We start from the raw sequence: 22,309 nt of genomic DNA, 5'->3' as shown, positions 1-22,309 counted from the left end.
CTACTGAATTGTGATCTTCTAGATTTGTGTGAAATCTATAGCACTATCAACCACATACGACCAACTATATGAGCAAATTGTCTTTAGAGCGACAGTGTCTAGTTGACAATTTTCCCCTAGCCATCGGAGTTACTGGTTCAAGATAGTCTCCTGCCTTCTCTAGACTTCTACGGCAAGGTGGAATCCATACCAATTTGGGCTCAGAGATTACATTACATTCTCAAACTATCCAGCAATACCCTGTTGCTGTCGAAGCTTTCGCATCAAGTCGCCCCTTAACCATCGGCACTCGCTCAACGAACTGAGCGAACACGGATGGTGGATTATCTTTGAATAGGCGGTTGTAACGTCCAATGCTCTCTATGAAGACTGTTCTGGCTAAAATTGCCACACCCTCCCTCGCAATTTTTAGAGCAGCGATGATGAATTCTTCTCCCAAATTAAAAGGTGGATTTGTAATGACCCAGTCAAACGATTTTGGATCGATGCACCCGTTGACAAAGTCACCAAAATTCCCGTAACCATAATCATATTTATCAGAAGCGTAGACTTTATCGAAATATTCAACTAATACTTTTGCCATGTGTCCAGCACCACAAGCCGGTTCCAAGCAAGTCTTCCCTTTACCACGTCCTGTGATAACGTGTTCCATTAGAGATCGAGTTGCCCATGGCGGAGTAGGAAAATCATCTTTACTATCTTTGGGTTCTGTACGTTGTGCCATCACAGCGTGGGATGTATTTTGCATACTTCTAATTTCTTCCCATGCAAACTTGATTATGCATTAATCGCGAGAGCAAGCTTTGTGAACTATACTATCGCATTTCATATTATATATATTGGACGAATTTTTGTCACCTGGAAAGCAGAAGAGAATTGAATCAATGCATGCGGCTAATTGTCCCGGTAATTGATTTCTGTACTCTTGTTTTCCAGATAAGCCATTAGCGTTGGAATGATGTTGATTACATATATGAATTTTTCTATTTCGGTCAGTGAAAAAGGGATCAGAATGAATTTTTGATCTCAGTCAAATTAAGCTCCAGCTAACTTGATGGAAAGATATCCTGCGCATCGGCTTGTCGTCTTCATGCATCTCCTTCAGAATTGACCTTTAGGACGAATTCTGCCGAAACTTCATCATCCTTAGATAGTCCATAACACGTTTATTCCTCCACCCGACATCAGCATGAAAGCCAGCCCCCCGAGCCTCCCGGCATGCAATCACCGCCTCCCGCCAACCACCATCCCCCGTCTGCGGCCGCAAGTCAGCCGGCACGCCCCCCAAAACCGCAACGGCAATCTCCGGCGGAGACGCAGGCCCATCGCGCAGCCAGTCTTCCGTCTGCCGGAACTCGTCCCGGCACATCAACTCGATCATATAGTTGCAGGCGGACTGCAAACCCGGTTGCAACCGGCCGGGACTCGCCGAGATCATCGGCAGCAGCGGCGCCAGCGAGGGGACCAGATGGTTGGCGTAGATCGTCGCCCTCCAATAGCGTTCAGCCGTCTGGCGAAAGTGGGCGATGTCGCGCACGTGAACAAGGCCGGAGACCTCTATCGGCAGGATTTCCACCTTGGGCTTCGTCACGACGACCGTGTCGTTGGACACGTCCACATACAGGCCGCCCAGTTGGATGGCGTTCTGGAAATACTGCTCCCGCAGAACTCCCCAAACGCTGCGGAACGCTCTGCCCTTTCCGACGAATTCACGGATGACGCGTTCCCACCGCGCAGATCGGGCGTTCAAGACGCTTCATCAAACGCGCATGCAGTTCGCGGGTAATCTCCTCGCACCGCCCATAGGGATATGGCTTGCCGCCGGCGGGCGGCAGTAGCGGAGCGAGAGCCGTGTCCGTTTCCGCCCACAACGCCAGAAAATACTCCATCAACGATTCGGAAATGCGCGTCAGACAAAGCCGGATCAGCATGGCCTGCGCGTCATCCAAGGGAATGATCCACTGGAACAGCAACGGCGCCGGCATCGCGGACAAACCCATCAAATCTGTAAATCGACCAAGGCCGCCGCGTCGTCATCGCACCGAGTCGGTGCCGCAAGATCCGCCGGTACGATCCAAGCGGCACATCACCAAAGCCAGTCCAGCAGCAACGGCTCCAGCCACCAGTAAAGAGCCACCGCCGCAACGATCCACAGCGCTATCATGAACGTCGCCGCGACATAGCTGACTGGCCGATCCGCCCGCCCCTCCGCCGTTGCCCGATGCTCTTCAAGCACATCGGCGGGAATAAGGCGGATGACCAGCAGAATTCCGAGCGGCACGATGAGCAGGTCGTCAAGATAGCCGAGCACCGGAATGAAGTCCGGTATCAGATCGATGGGGCTGAGCGCATAAGCCGCAATCAGGATCGCCACAACACGGGCATGCCAAGGCGTCCTCGGATCGTGAGCGGCGAGGTAGACCGCATGTACATCGCGCTTGAGCCGGCGAGCCCACGCCTTTACCGTCGCAAGCATCTCGTTCCTGCCCTCGTCTGCGGTCTATCTCTCTGGCCCTTTGCTATCCACCGTATAGCCGCGAAGTCAATTGATCCTGTTATACCAACTGCATTGAAGATTGATCGGTCTGGAGCGTTAGATGTCGGGCTGAAGAGGCCCGACCTACGTCAGCGTGCTTTTGCCAGCATGGATTTGTAGGTCGGGCCTCTTCAGCCCGACATCTTTGCCGGAACTCACCGATCAATCTTCAATGCCGTTGGCATCAGCCGGTGTGGGGTCCGGTGATCGCTCAGGCTGCGATCTTCATCTTTCTGATCATGCCCAGTTCGTCATGACGGAGAGTCAGCACCGACACGCCGGAAGCCGTCACGGCGACCGTGTGCTCGAACTGTGCGGAAAGCGACCCATCCCGCGTCACGACGGTCCAACCATCATCCTCGGCTTTCACGTTCCGCCGGCCTCCGTTGAGCATCGGCTCGATCGTGAAAACCATACCCTCACGCATGGCAAGGCCGGTGCCTGGCTTTCCGAAGTGCAGCACCTGCGGCGCTTCATGCATTTCCCGGCCGATGCCATGGCCGCAATATTCACGAACCACGGAATAGCCATTTCGCTTGGCATGTCGTGTTATCGCCCAACCGATGTCTCCGAGCCGCGCACCTGGGCGAACCGCCTGGATGCCCATCCACATAGCTTCGTAGGTGGTCTTGACCAGCCTCTTGGCGAGTGGGTTTACCTCACCGACGAGATAAGTTTTGCTGGAATCTGCAATATAGCCGTTCTTCTCAAGAGTAATGTCGAAGTTGACGATGTCGCCGTCTCGAAGCACGGTGGATTGCGATGGAATGCCGTGACAGACCACATCGTTCACGGAAGAGTTCAACACAAACCCATAGCCATATTGGCCCTTGCTCGCCGGTCGAGCCTGTAGATCGTGAACGATGAATTTTTCGACTATTTCATTGACCTGAAGTGTCGACATGCCGACGAGCGAGGTCCGATCCAGCAGCTCGAACACGGACGCCAGCAGCCGGCCGGATTCGGCCAATAACTCCACCTCCTGAGGCTGCTTCGTCATGCTTCACTCAGGGCCAGCGGTTGAGCCGAAACACCTGCGGAACTAAGCTCACGCTTGATGATGTCGTTGAAACTGAGCGTCGGATTGGTTTCGCATAGCATGCCCACTTTGATCCAGTAGGCGGCCTGCGCGTTGATCGAGCGATAAGATACCTTGCTCGCCCCACGCAGCTGATCGTGCAGATCATCGTCTATATTAACGATACCCATCAGGTCCTCCATATACGGTTCATATATGAAGCATATACGCCGTAAAAGCGAAAGCCAAGGGTAGTATCCCAGGGGCCTCAGCCCAAACGCTCTTGCCCTCCCCGCCCTATTTCCCCTTCACGCCCATCATCCGCAGATAGTCCATGATCCGCTGATTCCGCCACCGCTGGTTTGTCTGAAAGCGGGCGGCGCGGGCCTGCCGGCAGGCGGCCACCGCCTCCTGCCTCCACGTCTCCCCGCCACCGTCCGCCGCCTTGGGCCGCAAGTCCTCCGGCACGCCGGCCAAGACGGCGGCCGCAATCTCCGGCGGAGGCGCCGGCCCGTCGCGCAGCCAGTCCTCCGCCTCGCGGAACTCGTCCCGGCACATCAGCTCGATCATGTAATTGCAGGCGGACTGCAATCCCGGCCGCAACCACCCGGGACTGGCCGAGATCATCGGCAGCAGCGGCGCCAGCGGTGGCGTCAGATGGTTGGCGTAGATCGTAGCACCCCAATAGCGCTCGGCCGTCTGGCGGAAATGGGCGAGATCGCGGACGGACACCAGCCCGGAAGCCTCCATCGGCAGGATCTCGACCTTGGGCTTCGTCACGACCACCGTATCGTTGGATACGTCCACGTACAGGTCGCCCAGTTGGATGGCGTTCTGAAAATACTGCTCCCGCAGCACGCCCCAGACGCTGCGGAACACCCCGCCCTTCCCGATGAACCCTTTAAGGGCAAGCTCGACCGCGCAGGCCGGACGCTCCAGCCGCTTGACCAGACGATTATGCAGGTCGCGGGTGATCTCCTCGCACCGGCCATAGGGATACGGCTTGCCACCCGCCGGCGGCAGGACCAGGGACAGGGCGGCGTCGGTTTCCGCCCGCAGCGCCAGGAAATACGCCGGCAAAGCCTCGGCAAGCACGCCCAGATGGCGCTTGGTCAGCGCCGCTTGCGCCTCGTCGGCGGGAGAGATCTGCTGGAACAGCAGCGGCTTCGGCATCCCAGGCGACCCCATCGAAAAATCCCGAACGACGCTCCACGGACCGCAGCGCTCCACGGCAGCACTCCAGGCGCGGCAACGACTGGAAGCGATACTACCGAACGTGGAGAACCGTCAACTGTCCCGCCTATCGGGCAAAGCTTCTGGGCGAAGCTTCCGGGGAACCCTTCGCACCCGCAACCATTTCCCTTGTGACAGCACCCGAACCCCGCGAAGGCCGAAACCATGGCAGATCCCGCACCGGCCACGTCCGCCACGCATGTCGAAGGCCACCCGCATGTCGTCATCATCGGCGCCGGTTTCGCCGGGCTGGCGGCGGCAAGCGAGCTGGGCGGCACCCCCGTCAACGTTACGCTGATCGACCGGCGCAACTATCACCTGTTCGTCCCGCTGCTCTATCAGGTCGCCAGCGCCGCCCTGTCGCCCGCCGACATCGCGGAGCCGATCCGCCGGATTCTCAGTCGCCACTCCAACATCGAAGTCATGCTGGGGGAGGTCGCCGGGATCGACAAGCAGGCGCGGACCGTCGCCCTCGCGGACGGGACCGCCGTCGCCTATGACCGGCTGATCGTCGCCACCGGCTCGACCCACAGCTATTTCGGCCACGACGAATGGGCACAGCACGCGCCCGGCCTGAAGACGATCGAGGACGCCCGCCAGATCCGCGCCCGCGTCCTGATGGCGTTCGAGCAGGCGGAGATCTGCCGGAACAAGGTCGAGCAGCAGGACCTGATAACCACCGTGGTCGTCGGCGCCGGCCCGACCGGGGTGGAGATGGCCGGCGCCATCGCCGAACTGTCACGCCACACGCTAGCCCGCGACTTCCGCAACATCCGGCCGGAAACCGCCCGCGTCCTGCTGGTCGAAGCCGGTCCCCGCGTGCTGCCCGCCTTTCCGCCGGAACTGTCCGACTACGCCCACAAGGCGCTGGAAAAGCTGGGCGTCACCGTCATGGTCAACACTCCGGTCGAAGACGTCACCGCCGAGGGCGTCACCCTAGGCGGCCGTTTCGTCCGCGCCGGCACCGTCATCTGGGGCGCCGGCGTCCGCGCGTCGCCGGCAGGCTCCTGGCTCGGCGTCGATACCGACAAGGCGGGACGGGTCAAGGTTGGCCCCGATCTGACGGTGCCGGGATATCCGGAAATCTTCGTGCTGGGCGATACCGCCCTGGCGATGCATGACGACGGCTCACCCCTGCCCGGACTGGCGCAGGTCGCCAAGCAGCAGGGCGAGCATGTCGGCAGCCACCTCGCCGGCCATCTGGCCAAGGGGGAAGCGATGCCGCCGTTCCGGTTCAAGAACCGGGGCAATCTGGCGACGATCGGGCGGAACTCGGCCGTCGCGGATTTCGGCAGCCGGAAGATCAAGGGCTTCGTCGCCTGGGTGCTCTGGGGCCTCGTCCACGTCTATCTGCTGATCGGTTTCAGCAACCGGCTGCTGGTCAGCATGCAATGGCTGGTCGCCTACCTGACCTATCATCGCGGCGCCCGCCTGATCACCGGCGAAAGGAAAGCCCCTGTTCAGGAGAACCACGAACGCCGCAGCGCCGCCGAGTAGGGGCGGACCTGTTGGGCCACGGCCCAACCTACAAGTGCCGGAATTCGTAGGTTGGGCCGTGGCCCAACATCGACGCATCGACGGGTCGGAACTTGCCGGCGCTGGTATAAGCCGGGAGCATCAAAGGATTGACGTCCTTTCCGAATTAGGATAAATATCCTTACATCAACTCCCGGAAAGTGCCCGCCATGCCCCAGTCTGCTGAAACTTCAGCCGAATCCCCCAGTCACGTCCACCTCCCGCACCGCCAGGAAGCCTTCGCGCGGCACGTGGCCGCCGGCCGCACCCTGACCGACGCCGCCCGGCTGGCGGGTTACGCCTGGGACAGCGCGCGGCAGACGGGATCGCGGCTGATGAAGGAGCCGCAGATCGCGGCCCGTGTCGCCGGCATCGCCCATGCCAAGGAAGACCAGCGCCAGGGCGAACTTGACGAGTTGGTAGCCGGGCTCAAGCGCGTGATGATCGACGCCATGGAACGGAAGAACGATTTCGCCACCCTCCGCGCCATCGACATGATCGCCCGGCTGCGCGGCTTGACGCCCACGACCGCCAAGCGCTTCGGCGGCGTGGAAGCGGCGCTGGAGGAAATGCACCGGCTCTCGGGGGAGGACGAGGAAACCGCCGGCGAGGAGGCCGGTCTGGAACCCGACCTGCCCGACTCTCCGGAAACCGTGTTCGACCCGCCGATGCCGCCCGAACTGCCGCAGCCCGTGGAACCCGCCCCGGCTCCCGCGCCGGACCGGCTTTCCCCCGCCCAAGCCCGCGCCGCCGCCCGTGCCGCCGCTCAGCAGGCCGCCCGCGCCGAAGCCGAGCGGCGGATCTTCCGCTACGAACACCTGATGGCCCATCACCCCGAGCTGTCTCCCCGGATCGAGGAGCTCAGCGACGCACGTGCCTATTTCGACGACTTCGACACCCTGCTCCCGCCGGAGCTTTGGCCCGAGCAGGCGCAGCCGTCCGACGCGGAATGATGACTCCTGATAACAAAAGCGGCCCGGAAGGGCATGTCGCCATGCCTCCCGAGCCGCCTTCCACCCACTCAACTTCCAACCGGTCCGCCCGCGCGGCAAAAGCACTCTCGCGTAGGTCGGGCCTCTTCAGCCCGACACTAACGCTCCAAGCCGGCCCGCATCTTCCGCCACCGGCATCGGTACCGTCATCGGTACCGCCCCGGTCAACTTCCGGCCGCGTCGGCCAGCACTCCCGGCGACGGCGCAACGACTGCCTGAACCGCTGCCACCGCCTGGGCCGGGGCCGATACCAAGGCCGGCTCCGTCACGGCTTCCGGCGTCTTCTCGCGGACCGGCATCAGGTCGGTCGCGGCCAGCAGGGATGCGGCGATGTTCGGCACCGCCATCACGGCCAGCAGGATCGTCCACAGCGTCAACGAGACCGTACCGGCGTGGTTCAGCACGATCGCGGTGATGCAGGCCACGACCAGCAGGCCGCTCAGGATCGCTTCCGGCATGGCCGGGAACTTGGCGGCCTTTTTGCGCTTGCCCTTCGACGTCACCTTGAACGGCTCGTGCTTGGTGAACAGGCCCTTCAGCACGGCGGCGCCGACGGTGTAGTTCAGGCTCATGCCCAGGATGGAGGTGCCGACCGTCTCGCCCCAGCTATGGCCGGACGCGAACCGGGTCAGCGCCATGCTCGCGGCGGCCCGCAGCATCAAGGCGGCGATCGCGATGGCGGTCACTTCCGGCGGCGGCAGGTGCAGCGGCAGGACGGTCGCCAGCGCGGTCCACGAAATGGCGCCGGCGGCAGCCACCAGACCCAGCGCATCGGACCACCAGCGCGCCCAGCCGGACCAGAAGTGCAGCTTCTGCGCGCCGTTCAGGCCCTTGGCGCCGGGAAGCAGGTGCTTGACGTGCGCCTTCATGATCTGGACCGAGCCATATGCCCAGCGGTGACGTTGCTGGCGGAAGTCCTTGAAGCTGTCCGGCGTGATGCCAGCGCCCAGGCGTTCCGTGGTATAGTGCTGTTTCCAGCCCTGCTCCAGCAGCGTCAGGCCCAGTTCGGTGTCCTCGACGATGCACCATTCCGACCAGCCGCCGAGCCCTTCCAGCGCCGAGCGGCGGACCATGATCATGGTGCCGTGGGCGATCAGGGCGTTGTCCTCGTTCCGCTCGACCATGCCGCTGTCGAAGAAGGCGCGGTACTCGGCCGCCATCAGGCGCTTCAGCAGCGACTGGTCGCCGTCGCGGTGTTCCTGCGGCGCCTGCACCAGACCGACGGCGGGGTCGGAGAAGGCGGGGGCCAGCCGGCTCAGCCAGTGCGGAGACACGGCGTAGTCGGCGTCCAGGACGGCGATGACCTCGGCTTCCGGATCGGTGATCTTCAGCGCGCGGTTCAGCGCGCCCGCCTTGAAGCCGGTGATCGGGTTGAAGTTGGCGAACTTGAAGGCATCGCGGCCCATGCGCTCGTTCAGCTCCCGGCAGTATTCCTCGACCGGGGTGATCAGGCTCATGTCGTTGGTGTTGTTGATCGCGACGACCACTTCGAAGGCCGGGTATTCCTGCGCCGCCAGGCTGTCGAGGGTGGCGTTCAGCATCGCCGGATCCTCGTTGCGGGCGGCGATATGGACGGACACCATCGGCTGGCGGACGGCGACTCCGGCCGACCCAATCAGCGCGCCGGCGCCTTCCCGCGGCAGCAGGCGAGTCGGACGGCGGCCCAGCAGCGTCCGCGTCATCTCGTCGAGGTCGGCCAGCGCCAGCACCAGCAGGATGCCGCCCAGCGCCAGACCGCTGGCCCACATCACCAGCGTACCGGGGGTGGCGTAGATGCCCAATGCGGCAAGCACGGCCCAGGCTGTCATGCCGGCGGAACCATGGGCCGCGATCGACCACAGCAGCGCCTGGAGCACGGTGGCGCGGCGGCGGAACAAGGCGGGGACCGACAGGAACACGCCGATCAGGACCGACACGATGCCGACACCAAGCGCTTCCGGCTTGGGCTCGACGGCGCCGCGCAGCTGCCACTTGGGCTGCCGGTCGGCGTCCAGGACGCCCCAGTGCGGGCCGGGGCTGCCTTCGATCGCGGTCTTCCACGGCTGATCGAACGCTTCGATCACGTTGTACTCGACGCCCATGCGCTTGGCGTCCGTGGCGAATTCCCGGATGATCCGGGCCTGCTCCGGCCGCGAGGCGTGCGCGTTGCCGAAGTTGTCGCCGTCGGACGGCCAGCCGATTTCACCGATCCAGATCGGTTTGCCGGGATAGGCCTGCCGGATGCGCTTGATCTTGTCCATCGCGTAGGGGATGGCGCCCGAGCTTTCCAGCTTTTCCCAGTACGGCAGCGTGTGGATACCGACGAAGTCGGACACGGCGACCGTCTTGGGGGCCTTCAGCAGCTCCGACCACGTATCCGCCGTGCCCACCGGGATGCGGCGCGGCACGCGGGACCGGACCTCCGCCACATAGGCGGCCAGGGTCTCGTCGGTCTGGTCGGCGCGCAGCAGCGACTCGTTGCCGACCACGACGCGCACGATGTTCGGCGTGTTGCGCGCGATGGCGACGGCCTGGTCGATCTCCGCCCGGTTATGCTCCGGGTCGGCGTTCAGCCAGATGCCCAGGTTGACCTTCAGGCCCATGCGGCTGGCGATGCCCGGCGCGCGGTCCTGACCGTCGGAAACGGTATAGGTCCGGATGCCGTCGGCGATCCCGTTGATCGCGGCCATGTCCTTGCGGATCTCGGCCACGGCGACGTGACGGTCGTCCTCCGGGCTGAAATCGCGGCCCGACGGGCTGTACGATACCGATTGCAGACGACTCGGGGAGGCCGCCACATCGACCGGCGCCGTCTGGCCACGCCAGATGCCGAGATGGGTCATAGCCGTAACGGCGAGGACCGCAGCCATAAGGGTGAGGGACAATGGGGTCCGCCGGAGCGGAGTTCGCGTGTTCGCCGCCGGTGAGCCGGTGGGAAGGATCGACATGGCCGTTTTTTCTGGGGGTGAGTGGTTGTTGAAGGGCTACTCAGAGATGGGTGGTACGTCCTCGTTACCAAGGATGCCTTTTGCACCGCACTGTAACGATAAGACACTCTAATGCAGTTTGCGCAGATGGGTATGTGACAGCTATCACTTGGCTACCGTGTCGCAGGGGGTGGTGCCTAGTGTGTTGCATGGGCACAGCACTGCGTGCGGTTTGTTAACCATTTGGTAGCCATGTTCCCCTATGTGTCTCGGGACATTTATAGGCCAGTCGTCATAAAGGGTATGCTATGCGGTTGAAGCTTTTCGGGATTCTCGGTGCCCTGCTCGTGTTGACGGCCTGCGAATCGACGCCGTGGGACGCCGCCAGCAGCAGCGGCATGGGTGCGGTAAGCGGTGCCCAGGGTTATGGAAACGGCGCGGGCGGACCGGGCGGCGTCGGGAGCGGCGCTCTTGGGGCCGGTGGCGCGGGTGGCGTCGGGGGTGCGATGAATGGCCGCACAAACGTTCCGGGCGGTCCGGGCTCGCAGCAGGACCTCGCCGCCAATGTCGGAGATCGCGTCTTCTTCGGCTACGACCAAGTGGACCTGACCGCCGAAGCGCGCGCCACCCTGGACCGACAGGCCCAGTGGCTCAAGCAGTACGGCAACGTCAGCGTCACCATCGAAGGCCACTCCGACGAACGCGGCACGCGGGAATACAACCTCGCCTTGGGTGACCGCCGCGCCTCCGCCGCCAAGAACTACCTCGTCGCCCGCGGCATCTCGCCGAACCGCGTCGCGACCCTCAGCTACGGCAAGGAACGCCCCGCAATCGGCGCTTCCGGCGAACAGGCCTGGTCGCAGAACCGCCGAGCGGTGACGATGGTGAATTAAAAAAATCGGCGTATTGAAGGCCTTCGCCTATGGGCGAAGGCCTGCCGAGGCGGCGCTAAACTACGGATAGACCAAGATGATCCTGCATAGGATCGAAGTCACGATCCGAATGCAGCAACCCATGTCCGCCTTCGATGCAGAAGGTTCCGATGATCATGTCGATCGTTTTGCGGACGGTAATGCCTTTCGCCCGCAGCAGACGGTAGTTGGAAGCAACCTTCGAAGCCAGTTCGCTGGACAGCATCGGTTCGACCCTGTGAACCCTCAACGCTCGCTCCACACGGTTCGCCTGAGCATCGTCACGAAGGCCTTGCAGGATCTCGACCAGTACGATGTCGCCGATCAGGATCAGCTCGCGACCGATCAGGCGGCGGAGTTTCACCGTCTGCTCCGTGTCCTTGGCACGAAAGAAGTCGATCCAGACGGTAGTATCAACGACAATCATGCCGCATCAGCCCGGCCCAGCCGGCTTTGCTCAAGATCGCCTTCCCAGTCCACGGTGCCGTAGAGCGCCAAGGTTTGCTCTTCCTGTTTCTGACGAACAAGACGGCGCAGCGCTTCTTCTACGACCGCCTTCTTGGTCGTCAGGCCGCTCGCAGCCATGGCTTCCGAAATGAGAGCGTCGTCAATGTCGATATTGGTCCGCATGGCGAGCCTATGTGTATCAAGTTGGCATATCATACACATTGCTGACCGAAGCGGCAAATGTCATCGGGCTCCGGGAGGTTCGACCTCCCGGAGCCCTTTTCATTCAAGTCGCTTTCGCGGGCTGCGGATCAGCCGAACTTGTAGCTGATCCCATACCCGCCGCGCGGGTAGTTCCACGAGATGTTGCCGTTGTCCTGGCAGATCACCCGGCAGGTGCCGCATTCCAGGCAGCCGTCGGTCACCAGATTGACCTTGCCGTCCTCTTCCGCCGAATAGCAATTGGCAGGGCAGCAGAAAGTGCAGGGCTGGGTCTTGCACTGGGTGGCGCAGACGTCAGCGTCCTTAATCTGGATATGCGGCCGGTTCTCGTCGACGATGTACCGGTTCTGATAAAGCTTGTCTTCAACCTTGATTATGCTCATCGGAAAGCCCTCGCCAGCTTGAATGCGTCACCCATCAGACCGAAGACCGACCGCCGCTTGACGAACGACTTCAGGATCTTGTTTTCCTTCGTCTTCTTATCGACGCCATCGACCGTGAACAGGTCGTGGGCGGCGCCGTTCAGCAGATCCGGGTAGGCACCGAAGAACTGCGGCGACATGTGCATGATGCCGGGCAGGTTGCGGTACTTCTTCAGGTCCTTCAGGACGAAGCTGTCATCGAGCTTCTTCTTGTAGAGCGCAAGGTTGGACGCCACCGGCGCCTTGCCCAGCTTCTTCAGCTCGATGACCGTTTCGGCAGCGAAACGACCGCTGGTCATGGCAAGGTTGGAGCCTTCGCGATGGGCGGCGTTGTTGAGATGGGCTGCATCACCGACCACCATCCAGCCATCGCCGTAGCACTGCGGAACCGCCTTGTAGCCGCCCTCGGGGATCAGGTGGCCGGCGTATTCCTTGACCTCGCCGCCTTCGATCAGCGGCTTGATCACGGGATGGTTCTTCAAGTCCTCAAGGAGCTTGTAGGGCGTGATTCCCTTTTCCTTGAAGTCAGAGATCAGGCAGCCGATGCCGATCGTCAGCGATTCCTTGTTGGTATACAGGAACGCGGTGCCGACCATGCCGCCGGTGACTTTGCCCATGATCTCGATGACGACGCCTTCGTCGTCCTTGACCTGGAAACGCTGCTCGATCAGGGCAGGATCGATGAAGTGGATTTCCTTGACCGCCAGCGCCACGTTCTCCGGCGGAAGTTCCTTCTGGAAGTCGGCGCGGCGGGCTAGCAGGGCGTTGACGCCGTCGGCCATGATGACCACGTCGGCGTGGACTTCACCGTTCACGCGGTCGGTGCGGACGCCGTAGACCTTGCCGTTGGCGTCGCGCAGCAGTTCGGTGACGGTGGTTTCGCAGATGACGAGGGCGCCGGCTTCCCGGACCTTCTCGTTGAACCAGCGGTCGAACTGGGAACGGATGATCGTGTAGCGGTTCGGCTTCTCGCTGTTGAAGCTGTCGGACCGGTAATTGGTGCCGATATAGCTGTCGTCGCCCAGCAACCAGATCCGCTGTTCGATGACATGCCGCTCCAGCGGCGCATCCTCGCGGAAGTCGGGGATGATCTTTTCCAGGGCATCGGCGTACATGATGGCGCCCTGGACATTCTTGGAACCGGAATATTCGCCGCGCTCGATCTGCAAAACCTTCAGGCCGGCTTTGGCCAGGGTATACGCCGCCGAGTTGCCGGAAGGACCGGCGCCGACGACGATGGCATCGAATTTTTCAACCATGTCAGGCACTCCTCTGGCGGTGGTCAGCTCGCCTTGCGGTTGACCAGACGACGCTGGCGGAACTGTTCCGTCAGAGCCGGGAGAATTTGCAGCGCGTCGCCGACGATGCCGTGATGGGCGAAGTCGAAGATCGGTGCGTTCGGGTCGGAATTGATCGCGAGGATCACGTCGGAGTTCTCGCAGCCGACGCGATGCTGGATCGCACCCGAGATGCCGGCGGCGATGTAGAGCTTGGGGCGGATCGTCTTGCCGGTCTGGCCGATCTGCCGGTCGCCCGACACCCAGCCGGCCTGGACGCACGGCCGGGAAGCCCCGACCTCCGCGCCCAGCACTTCGGCCAGATCCCAGATCAGCTTGAAGTTCTCGGGCTTCTGCAAGCCCTTGCCGCCGCCGATGATGATGTCGGCGAAGGCGAGCTGCGCTTCCTGCTGGTCGCGGTCGGGAATGAAGTCCAGCACCTTGGTGACGAAGACTTCTTCGGCCAAGTTCGGCGTGACTTCGACGATGCGGCCGGTGCGGGTCAGGTCCTTTTCCGGCATCTGCATGACGCGCGGCCGGATCGTCGCCATCTGCGGCCGGTAGGCCAGCGTCTGAATGGTGCAGAGCAGAGTGCCGCCGAAAGTCGGGCGGGTGGCGGCCAGACTGCGGTTCTCGGGACTGATGTCCAGTTCGGTGCAGTCGGCGGTCAGGCCGGTCAGCAGCGTCGTGGCGATGGCGCCGGCCAGATCACGGCCAAGCGTCGAGGCGCCCAGCAGCACGATTTCCGGCTTGAAGGTATTGACCACGTCGGTCATCACCTTGGAATACGGCTCGGTGCGGTATTCCGCCAGAACAGGGTCCAGCACGGTGTAGACCACGTCGGCGCCGTAGGAGATGGCCTCGCCGGAGATCTCGTTGATGAAGGGACCGGGGGCGCCCAGGACCACGGCGCCCACTTCGACGCCCAGCTTGTCGGCCAGCTTGCGCGCTTCGCCGAGCAACTCGTACGAGACGGTGTGGACCTTGCCGCGCTCCTGCTCGACGATGACCCAGACGCCCTTGTAGACCTTCAACTCTTCGGGAAGTTCAAGCTTACGGCCGCCGGCGGCCTTCTTTGCGGAGGGTGGATTGGCAGGCGCTTGGCTCATGTCAGCCTCACAGTCTCAAATCAAGGGGTTCAGCGGACCAAGGAAAACCGGTTCGGGTCGAGGGGTGCCGGCAGCCAGCCAGGCGCCGCCCCACTACCCCGCCAGATCGGTGGCCAACTTGGGATAGGTCGTGAAAAGCATGTCCACCGCGGCGGCGGCGAGTGCGGGAGAACCGCCTTCGGCGGTGACCATCTTCGCCTTCTGGGCGCGCGGCTTGGGCACGAACACCTTGGAAACGACGGTGGGCGAGCCCTTCAGGCCGACCTTGCTCTCGTCATCGACGCAGGTGTCCTTGTTCCAGTTCATCAGCGGCGTCCGGGCGGCGCGGAACATGTCGTCCATGGTGCCGAAGCGCATCGTGTTGGAGCCTTCGAGCATCGTGATCATGGCCGGCAACTGGCTCTTCAGCACCTGCACGCCGCCTTCGGACCGGCGGTGGACCGTGATCTCCCGGCTCTCCAGGTTCACGTCCTCGATCTTGGCGACATAGGTCAACTGCTGCATGTTCATGCGGGTCGCAATGCCGGGACCGACCTGGGCGGTGTCGCCGTCGATCGTCTGCTTGCCGCAGAACACCATGTCGACCGGCTCTTCCTCATGCAGCTTGCGGATCGCCGAGGTCAGGGCATAGGAGGTCGCGAGGGTATCGGAACCGGCGAACTTGCGGTCGGTCAGCAGGACGGCGTGGGTGGCGCCGAAGGACAGGGCCTTCCTGAGCGACGCTTCCGCCATCGGCGGCCCCATGGTCAGGACCGTGACGCGGCCGCCGAACCGGTCCTTCAGCCGCAACGCCTCTTCCAGAGAGAACAGGTCGTACGGATTGATGATCGCCGGCACGCCCTGACGCATGATGGTGTTGGTAACCGGATGGATCCGGATCTGGGCGCTGTCGGGCACCTGCTTGATACAGACGACGATGTGCATCCCGCTATCCTCTCGACTATCGCCCCGGAAGGGGCTTGCTGAATTTCCTGTCAATGCAGGGACCGTGCCAACTCGAAAACCTTCTGGTCCCTGCACCTAAGACACTGATTCAAAAGAGTCTTTTATAACGCTGCCAGGTGTCGGTCGAGGTAACGGAGCTTGTCGCCTATCTGACAGGAATCAGTGGTTGTCGGCTTTGTCACCGGACGCCGGAGAGCGTCAGGCTCTCGAGCGAAACGAAGCTGGCGTTATGGCGGTCGGCCTGCTCCTTGTGGACCTTGAACACCTTCTCCGCGATCGCGTCCGACTTGACGAAGTCGGCATAGGCCAAGGAAATGAGCGCCTTGTAGCGGTCGCGCAGCAGTTCGTCGGACAACGTGTCGAGGTTGGTTTCCTCGGTCAGGTAATCGTGAAACCGCTGGAGGATATGAAGCCGGTTGACATGAACGACACGGGCATCGAACTCGATCCCGAAGAACCGCAGAAAATCCTCGGCGGTTTCGAGATCTTCCAATTCGTCATAAAAGCTGCTCATCCGGGTATTCCTCGTGGTTCTGGAGGTTCAGAGCGAAATCTCAGTGTTTGCAGGAAGGTCCGCCGGGCGTGTTTTCGCATCCCGGCAGGATGCAGCCGGGCTGGTCGCAGCTGTTGCCGCACCGGGCGCAGACGATACCCTCCAGGGCATCGTGCAAGGCACCGGTGACTTCGTCGGCGGTATGCTGATCCAGCCGGCTTTCGATTCTGTTGATATGGTCGATCAGGCAGGCGAGCGCCCGGCCGACCGGGTCGGGCATCAGGTGGTGGTCCAGATCGATGCCATGATCGGTGAAGCGGCGCTCGACCGGCTTGACGATGCGTCCGGGGATGCCGACCACCGTCATTTCCGGCGGGACGTCCTTGGTCACCACCGAATTGGCCCCTACCCTGCCGTTGCGGCCGATCGTGATCGGCCCCAGGATCTTGGCGCCCGCCCCGCACATGACGCCGTCTTCCAGCGTCGGGTGGCGCTTGCCTTTGTTCCAGCTCGTTCCGCCCAGGGTGACACCATGGTAAAGCGTGACATCGTCGCCGACCACCGAGGTCTCACCGATCACGACGCCCGCTCCATGGTCGATAAAGAAGCGGCGTCCGATGGTTGCGCCGGGATGGATATCGATGTTGGTGATCATGCGCCCCATGTAGCTCAAAAAGCGAGCGGGCCAGCGTGCGCCACGGTGCCACAGGGCATTGGCGATCCGGTAAGCGATCAGCGCGTGAATACCGGGATAGCAGGTCAGGACGTCGAAGGTTCCACGGGCAGCGGGATCGCGCTGGGCGACGCACGCCACATCCTCGCACAGCAATCGCCAGATACCGAGTTCGCCCCCAAGGGATGGGGAAGACTGGTCGGGGGTTGCGTCGCTCATTCCGGTCATGCCGGGAACCTCCCGCTTATGTTGTGTCAGGAAACCAAAGCGGCCTCTGGCGAGTTCTCTACCACAATTTCGTAATGAAACCGGACGAGTTCGTCGGAGGTCGGCGGCCGTTTGTGGGAACCTGCCAGACTACGCACACGCGGCAGGATCGCCTGAGCCTCGGTGTCGCTGACCTCGATGCCAAGGCCCGAATAGGCCAGCTTGATCGCGGCGGAGCCGGAATGCTTGCCCAGCACGATGCTGTGCCACCGTCCCAGTTCGGCAGGATCGATACCCTGATACGTCAGCGGATCGCGCATCAGCCCGTCGACATGGATGCCGGACTCGTGGGTGAAGACTGCGCCGCCGACGATGCTCTTGTTGATCGGGACCGGCCGGTTGGATGCAGCCGCCACCAGTTCGGAAATCGCCGCAAGCCGCAGCGAATCGACGCCGCTGTCCAGGCGGTAGAGATGGCGCATCGCCATCACGATCTCTTCCAGCGCGGCGTTGCCGGCCCGCTCGCCCAGCCCGTTGACGGTGGTGTTGATATGGGTCGCCCCGCCGCGCACGGCGGCCAGCGAGTTGGCCGTGGCGAGCCCCAGATCGTCGTGGGCGTGGATCTCGATCTCCAGATCGGTATTGGCGCGCAGACGCTGGATGCAGGCGAATGTTTCGAACGGGTCGAGCACGCCCATCGTATCGGCGAAGCGGAAGCGCTGCCCGCCCGCCGCCTGTACGGTTTCCGCCACCTGGAGCATGAAGTCCATGTCGGCGCGGGAGCTGTCCTCGCCGCCGAAATTCACGTCCATGCCCAGATCCTTCGCCGACCGGATCTGGCGGTCGATCTGCTGGAGCGCCCAGGTACGGTCGCGGCCCAGTTTGCGCTGGATATGGAGGTCGGATACCGGCATCGACATGTTGACGATCGAAACGCCGCAGTCCTTCGCCAGCTTCAAGTCGTCGGCGCGCATGCGGCACCAGACCATTAAGCGGGCACGGACAAGACCGGCGGCCACGACTGCGCGGATGCTCTCGCGCTCTTCCTCGCCCATGGCGGGAATGCCGATTTCGAGTTCGGGCACGCCGGCCGCGTCCAGGGCACGGGCGATGGCGATCTTCTCATCGATCGTGAAGGCGACGCCGGCGGTCTGTTCGCCGTCGCGGAGCGTGGTGTCGTTGATCGTGACGAGGCGCGGTTCGATCATCGCAATAGCCTCAAAAAACGGACACTGGGAAAAGAAAAGGAGGGAGCCGCGGGACAAGCCGCGATCCGCGGCTCCCTTCCTTAGGAAGTCAGTTCGAAGAAATGGATTCGGTCAGGAATAGACCGGCTGGAATGCCGTGCTGGCGCCCTGGTTGGTCCAGTAGGGCGACAGCTTGCGCAGCCGCTCGATGATCCCCGGCATGACCTCGATCACCTTGTCGATCTCCGCCTGCGTGGTGTCGCGCGAGAGGGAGAACCGGGTGGCGCCATGGGCAGCGGTATAGGGAACGCCCATCGCCCGCATGACATGGCTCGGTTCGAGCGAGCCGGAGGTGCAGGCCGAACCGGACGACGCGGCGATGCCGAACTCGTTCATCAGCAGCAGGATCGCCTCGCCCTCGATGAACTCGAACGCGATGTTGGCAGTGTTCGGCAGACGGTTGGCCGGATTGCCGGTGACGAAGCAATTGGGAATCGCCTCGATCAGCGCCGATTCCAGCCGGTCGCGCAATGCTGCGACCTGACCCAACTCTACCGGCAGGGCCTCACGCGCCAGTTGGCAGGCCTTGCCCAAGCCGACGATGGCCGGAGCGTTCTCGGTGCCAGCCCGGCGTCCGCGCTCCTGATGGCCGCCCCGGAACAGCGGGCGGAACCGGATGCCGCGCTTCAGGTACAGTGCGCCGACGCCCTTGGGGGCATGGAGCTTATGTCCGGACAGCGACAGCATGTCGATTTCCGAGTTGGCGAGATCCATCGGGATCTTGCCGACCGCCTGCACCGCGTCGGTGTGGAACAGCGCACCGACCTTCTTCGCCATGACAGCCAGTTGCTCGACCGGGAAGATGGTGCCGGTCTCGTTGTTGGCCCACATGATGGAGACGATGGCGACGTTTTCCGACAGGGCCGCCTCGTAGGCCGCCATATCCAGGTCGCCCTTGCCGTCCACCGGAATGCGGTGGACTTTGTAGCCTTCCTTGCTTTCCAGGTAGTCGCAGAAGCTGAGGACGGCCGGGTGCTCGACGACCGAGGTCACGATTTCGCGGCGCTTGGGATAGGCCTTCAGCGCCGACAGGATCGCGGTATTGTCGGATTCCGTGCCGCCCGAGGTGAACACGATCTCGGTGTCGAAGGCGGCGCCGAGCAGCTTCTGCACTTCGCCGCGTGCCCACTCGATCTTGCCGCCGACGGCGGCGCCGTAGCCGTGCATCGAGGAGGGATTGCCGAAATGCTCGGTGAAGAGAGGTAGCATTTCGGCGACGACCGCGTCATCGACGCGGGTGGTGGCGTTGTTGTCCAGGTAAATGCCCATCTTCGCCTACTCCGCCGCCATCATCGTGTGGGGAATGACGCGGACCAGCTCGCCAAGCTTCTCGACCAGCTTGGTCTGGATGCCCTCGATCGTCACCGACGCCATCTGGCAGCCGGAACAGGCTCCGGACAGGCGGACATAGATGTTCTTGCCGTCGATATCGATCAGCTCGACATCGCCGCCGTCGGCCTTCAGGTAGGGCCGCATCTCGTCGAGCGCCGCGATCACGATCTGCATGCGCTGGACATTGCTCAGCTTCTTCGCCGGAGCGGCGGGTTTGGCGGTAACGGGCGCCGCAAGCGGGGCGATCTGGTCGAGGCCGATGACCGCCGGGGCGGGAGCCGCCGCGCCGGCAGCCGGCTCCAGCTTCTTGCCCTGCTTCGCCAGCACGGCTTCCAGCACGTCCTCGATCGCTTCGTGGCAGGTTTTGCAGGAACCGCCGGCCTTGGTGTAGTTGGTGACCTCTTCCAGCGTGGTCAGGCCGTTGACCTCGACCGCACGCTCGATCATCGGCGCATCGATGCCGAAGCACTTGCAGATCAGCTGGCCTTCGTCATGGTCGTCCACCCACTCCTCGCCCCGGTAATTGGCGATGGCGGCGCGCAGCGCCTCGGCGCCCATGACCGAACAGTGCATCTTCTCCGGCGGCAGGCCTTGGAGATAGTCGGCGATGTCCTTGTTGGTGACCAGCAGCGCTTCGTCGACGGTCTTGCCGATGATCATCTCGGTCAGGGCCGAGGACGACGCGATGGCGGAACCGCAGCCGAATGTCTGGAACCGGGCGTCCTGGATGACCTGGGTTTCCGGCTCGACCTTGAGCATCAGGCGCAGCGCGTCGCCGCAGGAAATCGAACCGACCTCGCCGACGGCATTGGCCTCTTCAAGGACACCGGAATTCTTCGGATTGAAGAAATGCTCCTTGAGCTTGTCAGAGTAGTTCCACATTGGTCTGTTCTCCTGTACCGGCTTTGTAGCCGGAAGCTTGATGTCCGGAGGCGTGATGTCTTCGTCGGCTCAGTGATGGTGATGGCCCGAGCCGCATGAATGGCCGCCCTCGGCGGAGGCGCCTTCGGGCTTGGTGCTGCATGAGGAGGTCGAAAAGGAGGACCCGCAGCCGCAGGTCGATGTCGCGTTGGGGTTGTCGAACTTGAACCCGGCCCCGCCGACGCTCTCGACGTAATCGACGATCACGCCGTTCAGGTGGATCATGCTGCCGGCGTCGATGAAGACTTTGACGTCGCCATATTCCAGTACCGTGTCATCCTCGCCGGCGCCGGCTTCCAGGCCCATCTGGTATTTCAGGCCGGCGCAGCCGCCGTCCGCCACCTGGATGCGCAGTCCCTGAGCGGCCGCCGAATTGGCCAGGACGCGCTGGAGAGTGCTCACAGCCGAATCCGTCAACGTCACCATGAAACCAGTCTCCTTCAGACGGGATTTGTCAGACCTGCAAGCACAGCAATTTTCAGGCCACTCGCAAGTAATTGATTTCATTAGATCTTTATTTTCGGGTCCGCTGGGGCGTGGCGACTTGCCGACAAAGCCGCGTCGAAAACCCGACAAGTTTCTGGAATCGTTGGAAAGAGCTTCATACCCATAGAAAAATTATGGTATTAGCGAATATCCCCCCAGCTGGCCAGGAGGACCGCCATGCGTCCGATCGAATTCAAGATACCCGATGGCCGGATGGCGTTCGGCGACGTCCCCGAACATATCGATGTCCGGCTACAGGAGGCGGTCAAGGCAAGGCTAGCCGGCGATCTTGCCAGAGCCGAGCGGATGCTGTGGGAAGCCCATAACCTAGGGCCACGCATCCTGCCGGTGCTCTATGCGCTCTATAAGTTCTACTTCAACCAGCGCCGGCTGGACGAGGCCGAACGGGTAGCCTTGATCGGACTGGACGCGGCGGCGCGCCAGGGCTGCTTCCCGGCGGACTGGCGCCGGCTGGCGCCGAGCAACGCCGACTGGAGCGCCGTGATCGGCCCCGCGCACTTCTATCTCTTCACGCTGAAGGCGCTGACCTTCATCACGCTCAGGAGCGGGAGGGTCGATGAGGCACTGGAAATGCTGGCGAAGCTGCGCGAGCTGGACCCGGCCGATACGGTGGGCTACGGCGTGATCGCGGCACTGGCGGAGCGCGTGGCGGAGCCGGAGTGAGGGGTGCGGTGGGTCGGCCTAAAGCGGAGCGGCAGCCGACAAGCAGGCGCGTCGGTGTCGGCTGCCGCTCCGCTTTAGGCCAACCTACGAAATTGATGTAGAATATTTACTCTTCCGGACCGAAGCAGACCTTATAATCGGCGCAGACGCCGCAGCTTGGCGCCTTGCAGAGGTTAAGGCCCTCGCGGTCGCAGAGCTGCTTGTAGAAGAACTTCTTCCACTTCATGTAGCCGGTGTTCTTCACGGCGAGCGGCCCGAAATGGCGGGACAGCAGGCCGGAGAGGTCCTTGCGGCTGGTCAGGCCGAGGTCCTGCCAGAGATGGTCGGGAAACAGACAAGCCCGCGCGACGGCGGATGCCATCCACGCGGTTTCGGGCAGGTCGGCGGTGCGGTGGTCGAGCAGGAGGGTGCGGAGGTCGTCCACCTCCTCCGCCAGGACCAAGTCGGAGACGCCCTTGCCGACCCGCCGTCCGTGCCGGGCGGTGATGTAGCGCGCCGTATTCGTATCGGCTTCCAGCCCGGCGAAGTGCCGGGCCAGCAGCAGGTCGAGATCGGCGGGGGAGAGCCCGACCGCGTCGTCCAATGGATCGGCGCAGCCTGTGGCTCGGGCGGAGACGATGCAGGCGAAGACATGGGTGTCGGGATTGGCCGGATCGGTCGCCCCCGCCATCATCGCAGCGTAGAGGGCTGCGGCATCGGCGAGGGCGACCGGCTCCTGCATCTCGACGGTCAT

At 62.7% G+C, this 22,309-nt stretch carries 25 protein-coding genes; 4 read left to right on the top strand and 21 right to left on the bottom strand.

All coding sequences use genetic code 11. From position 1 onward, the window contains the following. Positions 1 to 220: 220 nt before the first annotated feature. The 7 genes from N826_RS41805 to N826_RS20575 all read right to left on the bottom strand — a co-directional run bounded on the left by N826_RS41805 (position 221) and on the right by N826_RS20575 (position 4,727). Positions 221 to 748, bottom strand: coding sequence for a class I SAM-dependent methyltransferase (locus tag N826_RS41805; protein ID WP_211099336.1), 528 nt, complete (start codon positions 746 to 748; stop codon positions 221 to 223). 366 nt (positions 749 to 1,114) lie between these two features. Then, on the bottom strand, positions 1,115 to 1,750 hold the full coding sequence (locus N826_RS20595) for a hypothetical protein (protein ID WP_244619642.1): 636 nt from the start codon (positions 1,748 to 1,750) through the stop codon (positions 1,115 to 1,117). Continuing rightward, positions 1,710 to 1,985, bottom strand: a complete 276-nt coding sequence (locus tag N826_RS45350) for a hypothetical protein (protein WP_244619641.1) — start codon at positions 1,983 to 1,985, stop codon at positions 1,710 to 1,712. The genes N826_RS20595 and N826_RS45350 overlap by 41 nt, the downstream gene beginning before the upstream one ends. Positions 1,986 to 2,086: 101 nt before the next feature. Further along, positions 2,087 to 2,476 carry a YkvA family protein gene (locus tag N826_RS20590; protein ID WP_044431917.1) on the bottom strand — a complete coding sequence of 130 codons (390 nt, stop codon included), beginning with the start codon at positions 2,474 to 2,476 and terminating at the stop codon, positions 2,087 to 2,089. Between the two features lie 271 nt (positions 2,477 to 2,747). Further along, entirely contained in the window at positions 2,748 to 3,536 is a 789-nt protein-coding gene (gene map, locus N826_RS20585; protein ID WP_044431916.1) for a type I methionyl aminopeptidase, read from the bottom strand. After that, positions 3,533 to 3,745: a ParD-like family protein gene (locus tag N826_RS20580; RefSeq protein ID WP_044431962.1), complete on the bottom strand. Its 213-nt coding sequence runs from the start codon at positions 3,743 to 3,745 to the stop codon at positions 3,533 to 3,535. The genes map and N826_RS20580 overlap by 4 nt, the downstream gene beginning before the upstream one ends. Before the next feature lie 106 nt (positions 3,746 to 3,851). Then, positions 3,852 to 4,727, bottom strand: coding sequence for a hypothetical protein (locus N826_RS20575; RefSeq protein WP_244619640.1), 876 nt, complete (start codon positions 4,725 to 4,727; stop codon positions 3,852 to 3,854). Between the two features lie 225 nt (positions 4,728 to 4,952). Here N826_RS20575 and N826_RS20570 point away from each other — a divergent pair, with 225 nt between their 5' ends. Beyond that, positions 4,953 to 6,284, top strand: a complete 1,332-nt coding sequence (locus N826_RS20570) for an NAD(P)/FAD-dependent oxidoreductase (RefSeq protein WP_044431914.1) — start codon at positions 4,953 to 4,955, stop codon at positions 6,282 to 6,284. 188 nt (positions 6,285 to 6,472) lie between these two features. Next, positions 6,473 to 7,255, top strand: coding sequence for a terminase small subunit (locus N826_RS20565; RefSeq protein ID WP_044431912.1), 783 nt, complete (start codon positions 6,473 to 6,475; stop codon positions 7,253 to 7,255). 203 nt (positions 7,256 to 7,458) lie between these two features. Here N826_RS20565 and N826_RS20560 read toward each other — a convergent pair whose 3' ends face one another. Further along, positions 7,459 to 10,221 carry a glycosyltransferase gene (locus N826_RS20560; protein ID WP_084720947.1) on the bottom strand — a complete coding sequence of 921 codons (2,763 nt, stop codon included), beginning with the start codon at positions 10,219 to 10,221 and terminating at the stop codon, positions 7,459 to 7,461. Between the two features lie 287 nt (positions 10,222 to 10,508). Here N826_RS20560 and pal point away from each other — a divergent pair, with 287 nt between their 5' ends. Beyond that, positions 10,509 to 11,093, top strand: coding sequence for a peptidoglycan-associated lipoprotein Pal (pal, locus tag N826_RS20555; protein ID WP_044431910.1), 585 nt, complete (start codon positions 10,509 to 10,511; stop codon positions 11,091 to 11,093). 55 nt (positions 11,094 to 11,148) lie between these two features. Here pal and vapC read toward each other — a convergent pair whose 3' ends face one another. The 12 genes from vapC to N826_RS20495 form a co-directional block, all read right to left on the bottom strand. Further along, positions 11,149 to 11,538, bottom strand: coding sequence for a type II toxin-antitoxin system VapC family toxin (vapC, locus tag N826_RS20550; RefSeq protein ID WP_044431909.1), 390 nt, complete (start codon positions 11,536 to 11,538; stop codon positions 11,149 to 11,151). After that, positions 11,535 to 11,741, bottom strand: a complete 207-nt coding sequence (locus tag N826_RS20545) for a type II toxin-antitoxin system VapB family antitoxin (RefSeq protein ID WP_044431907.1) — start codon at positions 11,739 to 11,741, stop codon at positions 11,535 to 11,537. Before N826_RS20545 ends, vapC begins: the two co-directional genes overlap by 4 nt. 128 nt (positions 11,742 to 11,869) lie before the next feature. Beyond that, on the bottom strand, positions 11,870 to 12,163 hold the full coding sequence (locus tag N826_RS20540) for a ferredoxin family protein (RefSeq protein WP_044431905.1): 294 nt from the start codon (positions 12,161 to 12,163) through the stop codon (positions 11,870 to 11,872). Further along, a complete protein-coding gene (locus N826_RS20535) occupies positions 12,160 to 13,461 on the bottom strand; it encodes an FAD-dependent monooxygenase (protein ID WP_044431903.1) in 1,302 nt (433 codons plus the stop codon). Before N826_RS20535 ends, N826_RS20540 begins: the two co-directional genes overlap by 4 nt. A gap of 23 nt (positions 13,462 to 13,484) precedes the next feature. Continuing rightward, positions 13,485 to 14,588, bottom strand: coding sequence for an electron transfer flavoprotein subunit alpha/FixB family protein (locus N826_RS20530; protein WP_044431902.1), 1,104 nt, complete (start codon positions 14,586 to 14,588; stop codon positions 13,485 to 13,487). Positions 14,589 to 14,681: 93 nt separating this feature from the next. Beyond that, the gene (locus tag N826_RS20525; RefSeq protein ID WP_044431899.1) at positions 14,682 to 15,512 is read right to left on the bottom strand and encodes an electron transfer flavoprotein subunit beta/FixA family protein; all 831 of its coding nucleotides are present in this window, start codon (positions 15,510 to 15,512) and stop codon (positions 14,682 to 14,684) included. A gap of 199 nt (positions 15,513 to 15,711) precedes the next feature. Next, entirely contained in the window at positions 15,712 to 16,047 is a 336-nt protein-coding gene (gene nifW / locus N826_RS20520; protein ID WP_044431896.1) for a nitrogenase-stabilizing/protective protein NifW, read from the bottom strand. 40 nt (positions 16,048 to 16,087) lie between these two features. After that, positions 16,088 to 16,927: a serine O-acetyltransferase gene (gene cysE / locus N826_RS20515; protein WP_052831683.1), complete on the bottom strand. Its 840-nt coding sequence runs from the start codon at positions 16,925 to 16,927 to the stop codon at positions 16,088 to 16,090. A 26-nt stretch (positions 16,928 to 16,953) separates the two neighbouring features. Next, positions 16,954 to 18,114, bottom strand: a complete 1,161-nt coding sequence (nifV, locus tag N826_RS20510; protein ID WP_044431893.1) for a homocitrate synthase — start codon at positions 18,112 to 18,114, stop codon at positions 16,954 to 16,956. Between the two features lie 111 nt (positions 18,115 to 18,225). Then, complete coding sequence (nifS, locus tag N826_RS20505) at positions 18,226 to 19,422, bottom strand: cysteine desulfurase NifS (protein ID WP_044431891.1); 1,197 nt, start codon at positions 19,420 to 19,422, stop codon at positions 18,226 to 18,228. Between the two features lie 6 nt (positions 19,423 to 19,428). Continuing rightward, on the bottom strand, positions 19,429 to 20,367 hold the full coding sequence (gene nifU / locus N826_RS20500) for a Fe-S cluster assembly protein NifU (protein WP_044431888.1): 939 nt from the start codon (positions 20,365 to 20,367) through the stop codon (positions 19,429 to 19,431). A gap of 69 nt (positions 20,368 to 20,436) precedes the next feature. Continuing rightward, positions 20,437 to 20,832, bottom strand: coding sequence for a HesB/IscA family protein (locus N826_RS20495; RefSeq protein ID WP_044431885.1), 396 nt, complete (start codon positions 20,830 to 20,832; stop codon positions 20,437 to 20,439). A 237-nt stretch (positions 20,833 to 21,069) separates the two neighbouring features. Between N826_RS20495 and N826_RS20490 the strand changes: the two genes are divergently transcribed. Then, the gene (locus N826_RS20490; RefSeq protein WP_052831681.1) at positions 21,070 to 21,576 is read left to right on the top strand and encodes a tetratricopeptide repeat protein; all 507 of its coding nucleotides are present in this window, start codon (positions 21,070 to 21,072) and stop codon (positions 21,574 to 21,576) included. A 106-nt stretch (positions 21,577 to 21,682) separates the two neighbouring features. Here N826_RS20490 and N826_RS20485 read toward each other — a convergent pair whose 3' ends face one another. Then, entirely contained in the window at positions 21,683 to 22,309 is a 627-nt protein-coding gene (locus tag N826_RS20485) for a nitrogen fixation protein NifQ (protein ID WP_244619639.1), read from the bottom strand.

It is taken from the genome of Skermanella aerolata KACC 11604, assembly GCF_000936425.1.
In the GTDB taxonomy this organism is placed as follows: Bacteria; Pseudomonadota; Alphaproteobacteria; order Azospirillales; family Azospirillaceae; genus Skermanella; species Skermanella aerolata.
The sequence above is the reverse complement of the archived record's forward strand: the minus strand, read 5'-3'. Positions and strand labels throughout refer to the sequence as shown.

What these genes read in the sequence shown, in the direction of transcription:
- N826_RS41805 (WP_211099336.1), bottom strand. Translation starts at nt 748, where the DNA reads ATGCAAAATACATCCCACGCTGTGATGGCACAACGTACAGAACCCAAA.
- N826_RS45350 (WP_244619641.1), bottom strand. Translation starts at nt 1,985, where the DNA reads ATGCCGGCGCCGTTGCTGTTCCAGTGGATCATTCCCTTGGATGACGCG.
- N826_RS20525 (WP_044431899.1), bottom strand. Translation starts at nt 15,512, where the DNA reads ATGCACATCGTCGTCTGTATCAAGCAGGTGCCCGACAGCGCCCAGATC.
- N826_RS20495 (WP_044431885.1), bottom strand. Translation starts at nt 20,832, where the DNA reads ATGGTGACGTTGACGGATTCGGCTGTGAGCACTCTCCAGCGCGTCCTG.
- pal (WP_044431910.1), top strand. Translation starts at nt 10,509, where the DNA reads ATGCGGTTGAAGCTTTTCGGGATTCTCGGTGCCCTGCTCGTGTTGACG.
- vapC (WP_044431909.1), bottom strand. Translation starts at nt 11,538, where the DNA reads ATGATTGTCGTTGATACTACCGTCTGGATCGACTTCTTTCGTGCCAAG.
- N826_RS20575 (WP_244619640.1), bottom strand. Translation starts at nt 4,727, where the DNA reads ATGCCGAAGCCGCTGCTGTTCCAGCAGATCTCTCCCGCCGACGAGGCG.
- N826_RS20485 (WP_244619639.1), bottom strand. Translation starts at nt 22,309, where the DNA reads ATGACCGTCGAGATGCAGGAGCCGGTCGCCCTCGCCGATGCCGCAGCC.
- nifS (WP_044431891.1), bottom strand. Translation starts at nt 19,422, where the DNA reads ATGGGCATTTACCTGGACAACAACGCCACCACCCGCGTCGATGACGCG.
- nifW (WP_044431896.1), bottom strand. Translation starts at nt 16,047, where the DNA reads ATGAGCAGCTTTTATGACGAATTGGAAGATCTCGAAACCGCCGAGGAT.
- N826_RS20580 (WP_044431962.1), bottom strand. Translation starts at nt 3,745, where the DNA reads ATGGGTATCGTTAATATAGACGATGATCTGCACGATCAGCTGCGTGGG.
- N826_RS20540 (WP_044431905.1), bottom strand. Translation starts at nt 12,163, where the DNA reads ATGAGCATAATCAAGGTTGAAGACAAGCTTTATCAGAACCGGTACATC.
- N826_RS20565 (WP_044431912.1), top strand. Translation starts at nt 6,473, where the DNA reads ATGCCCCAGTCTGCTGAAACTTCAGCCGAATCCCCCAGTCACGTCCAC.
- N826_RS20560 (WP_084720947.1), bottom strand. Translation starts at nt 10,221, where the DNA reads ATGTCGATCCTTCCCACCGGCTCACCGGCGGCGAACACGCGAACTCCG.
- N826_RS20490 (WP_052831681.1), top strand. Translation starts at nt 21,070, where the DNA reads ATGCGTCCGATCGAATTCAAGATACCCGATGGCCGGATGGCGTTCGGC.
- N826_RS20530 (WP_044431902.1), bottom strand. Translation starts at nt 14,588, where the DNA reads ATGAGCCAAGCGCCTGCCAATCCACCCTCCGCAAAGAAGGCCGCCGGC.
- N826_RS20545 (WP_044431907.1), bottom strand. Translation starts at nt 11,741, where the DNA reads ATGCGGACCAATATCGACATTGACGACGCTCTCATTTCGGAAGCCATG.
- N826_RS20590 (WP_044431917.1), bottom strand. Translation starts at nt 2,476, where the DNA reads ATGCTTGCGACGGTAAAGGCGTGGGCTCGCCGGCTCAAGCGCGATGTA.
- cysE (WP_052831683.1), bottom strand. Translation starts at nt 16,927, where the DNA reads ATGACCGGAATGAGCGACGCAACCCCCGACCAGTCTTCCCCATCCCTT.
- N826_RS20535 (WP_044431903.1), bottom strand. Translation starts at nt 13,461, where the DNA reads ATGGTTGAAAAATTCGATGCCATCGTCGTCGGCGCCGGTCCTTCCGGC.
- nifU (WP_044431888.1), bottom strand. Translation starts at nt 20,367, where the DNA reads ATGTGGAACTACTCTGACAAGCTCAAGGAGCATTTCTTCAATCCGAAG.
- nifV (WP_044431893.1), bottom strand. Translation starts at nt 18,114, where the DNA reads ATGATCGAACCGCGCCTCGTCACGATCAACGACACCACGCTCCGCGAC.
- N826_RS20570 (WP_044431914.1), top strand. Translation starts at nt 4,953, where the DNA reads ATGGCAGATCCCGCACCGGCCACGTCCGCCACGCATGTCGAAGGCCAC.
- map (WP_044431916.1), bottom strand. Translation starts at nt 3,536, where the DNA reads ATGACGAAGCAGCCTCAGGAGGTGGAGTTATTGGCCGAATCCGGCCGG.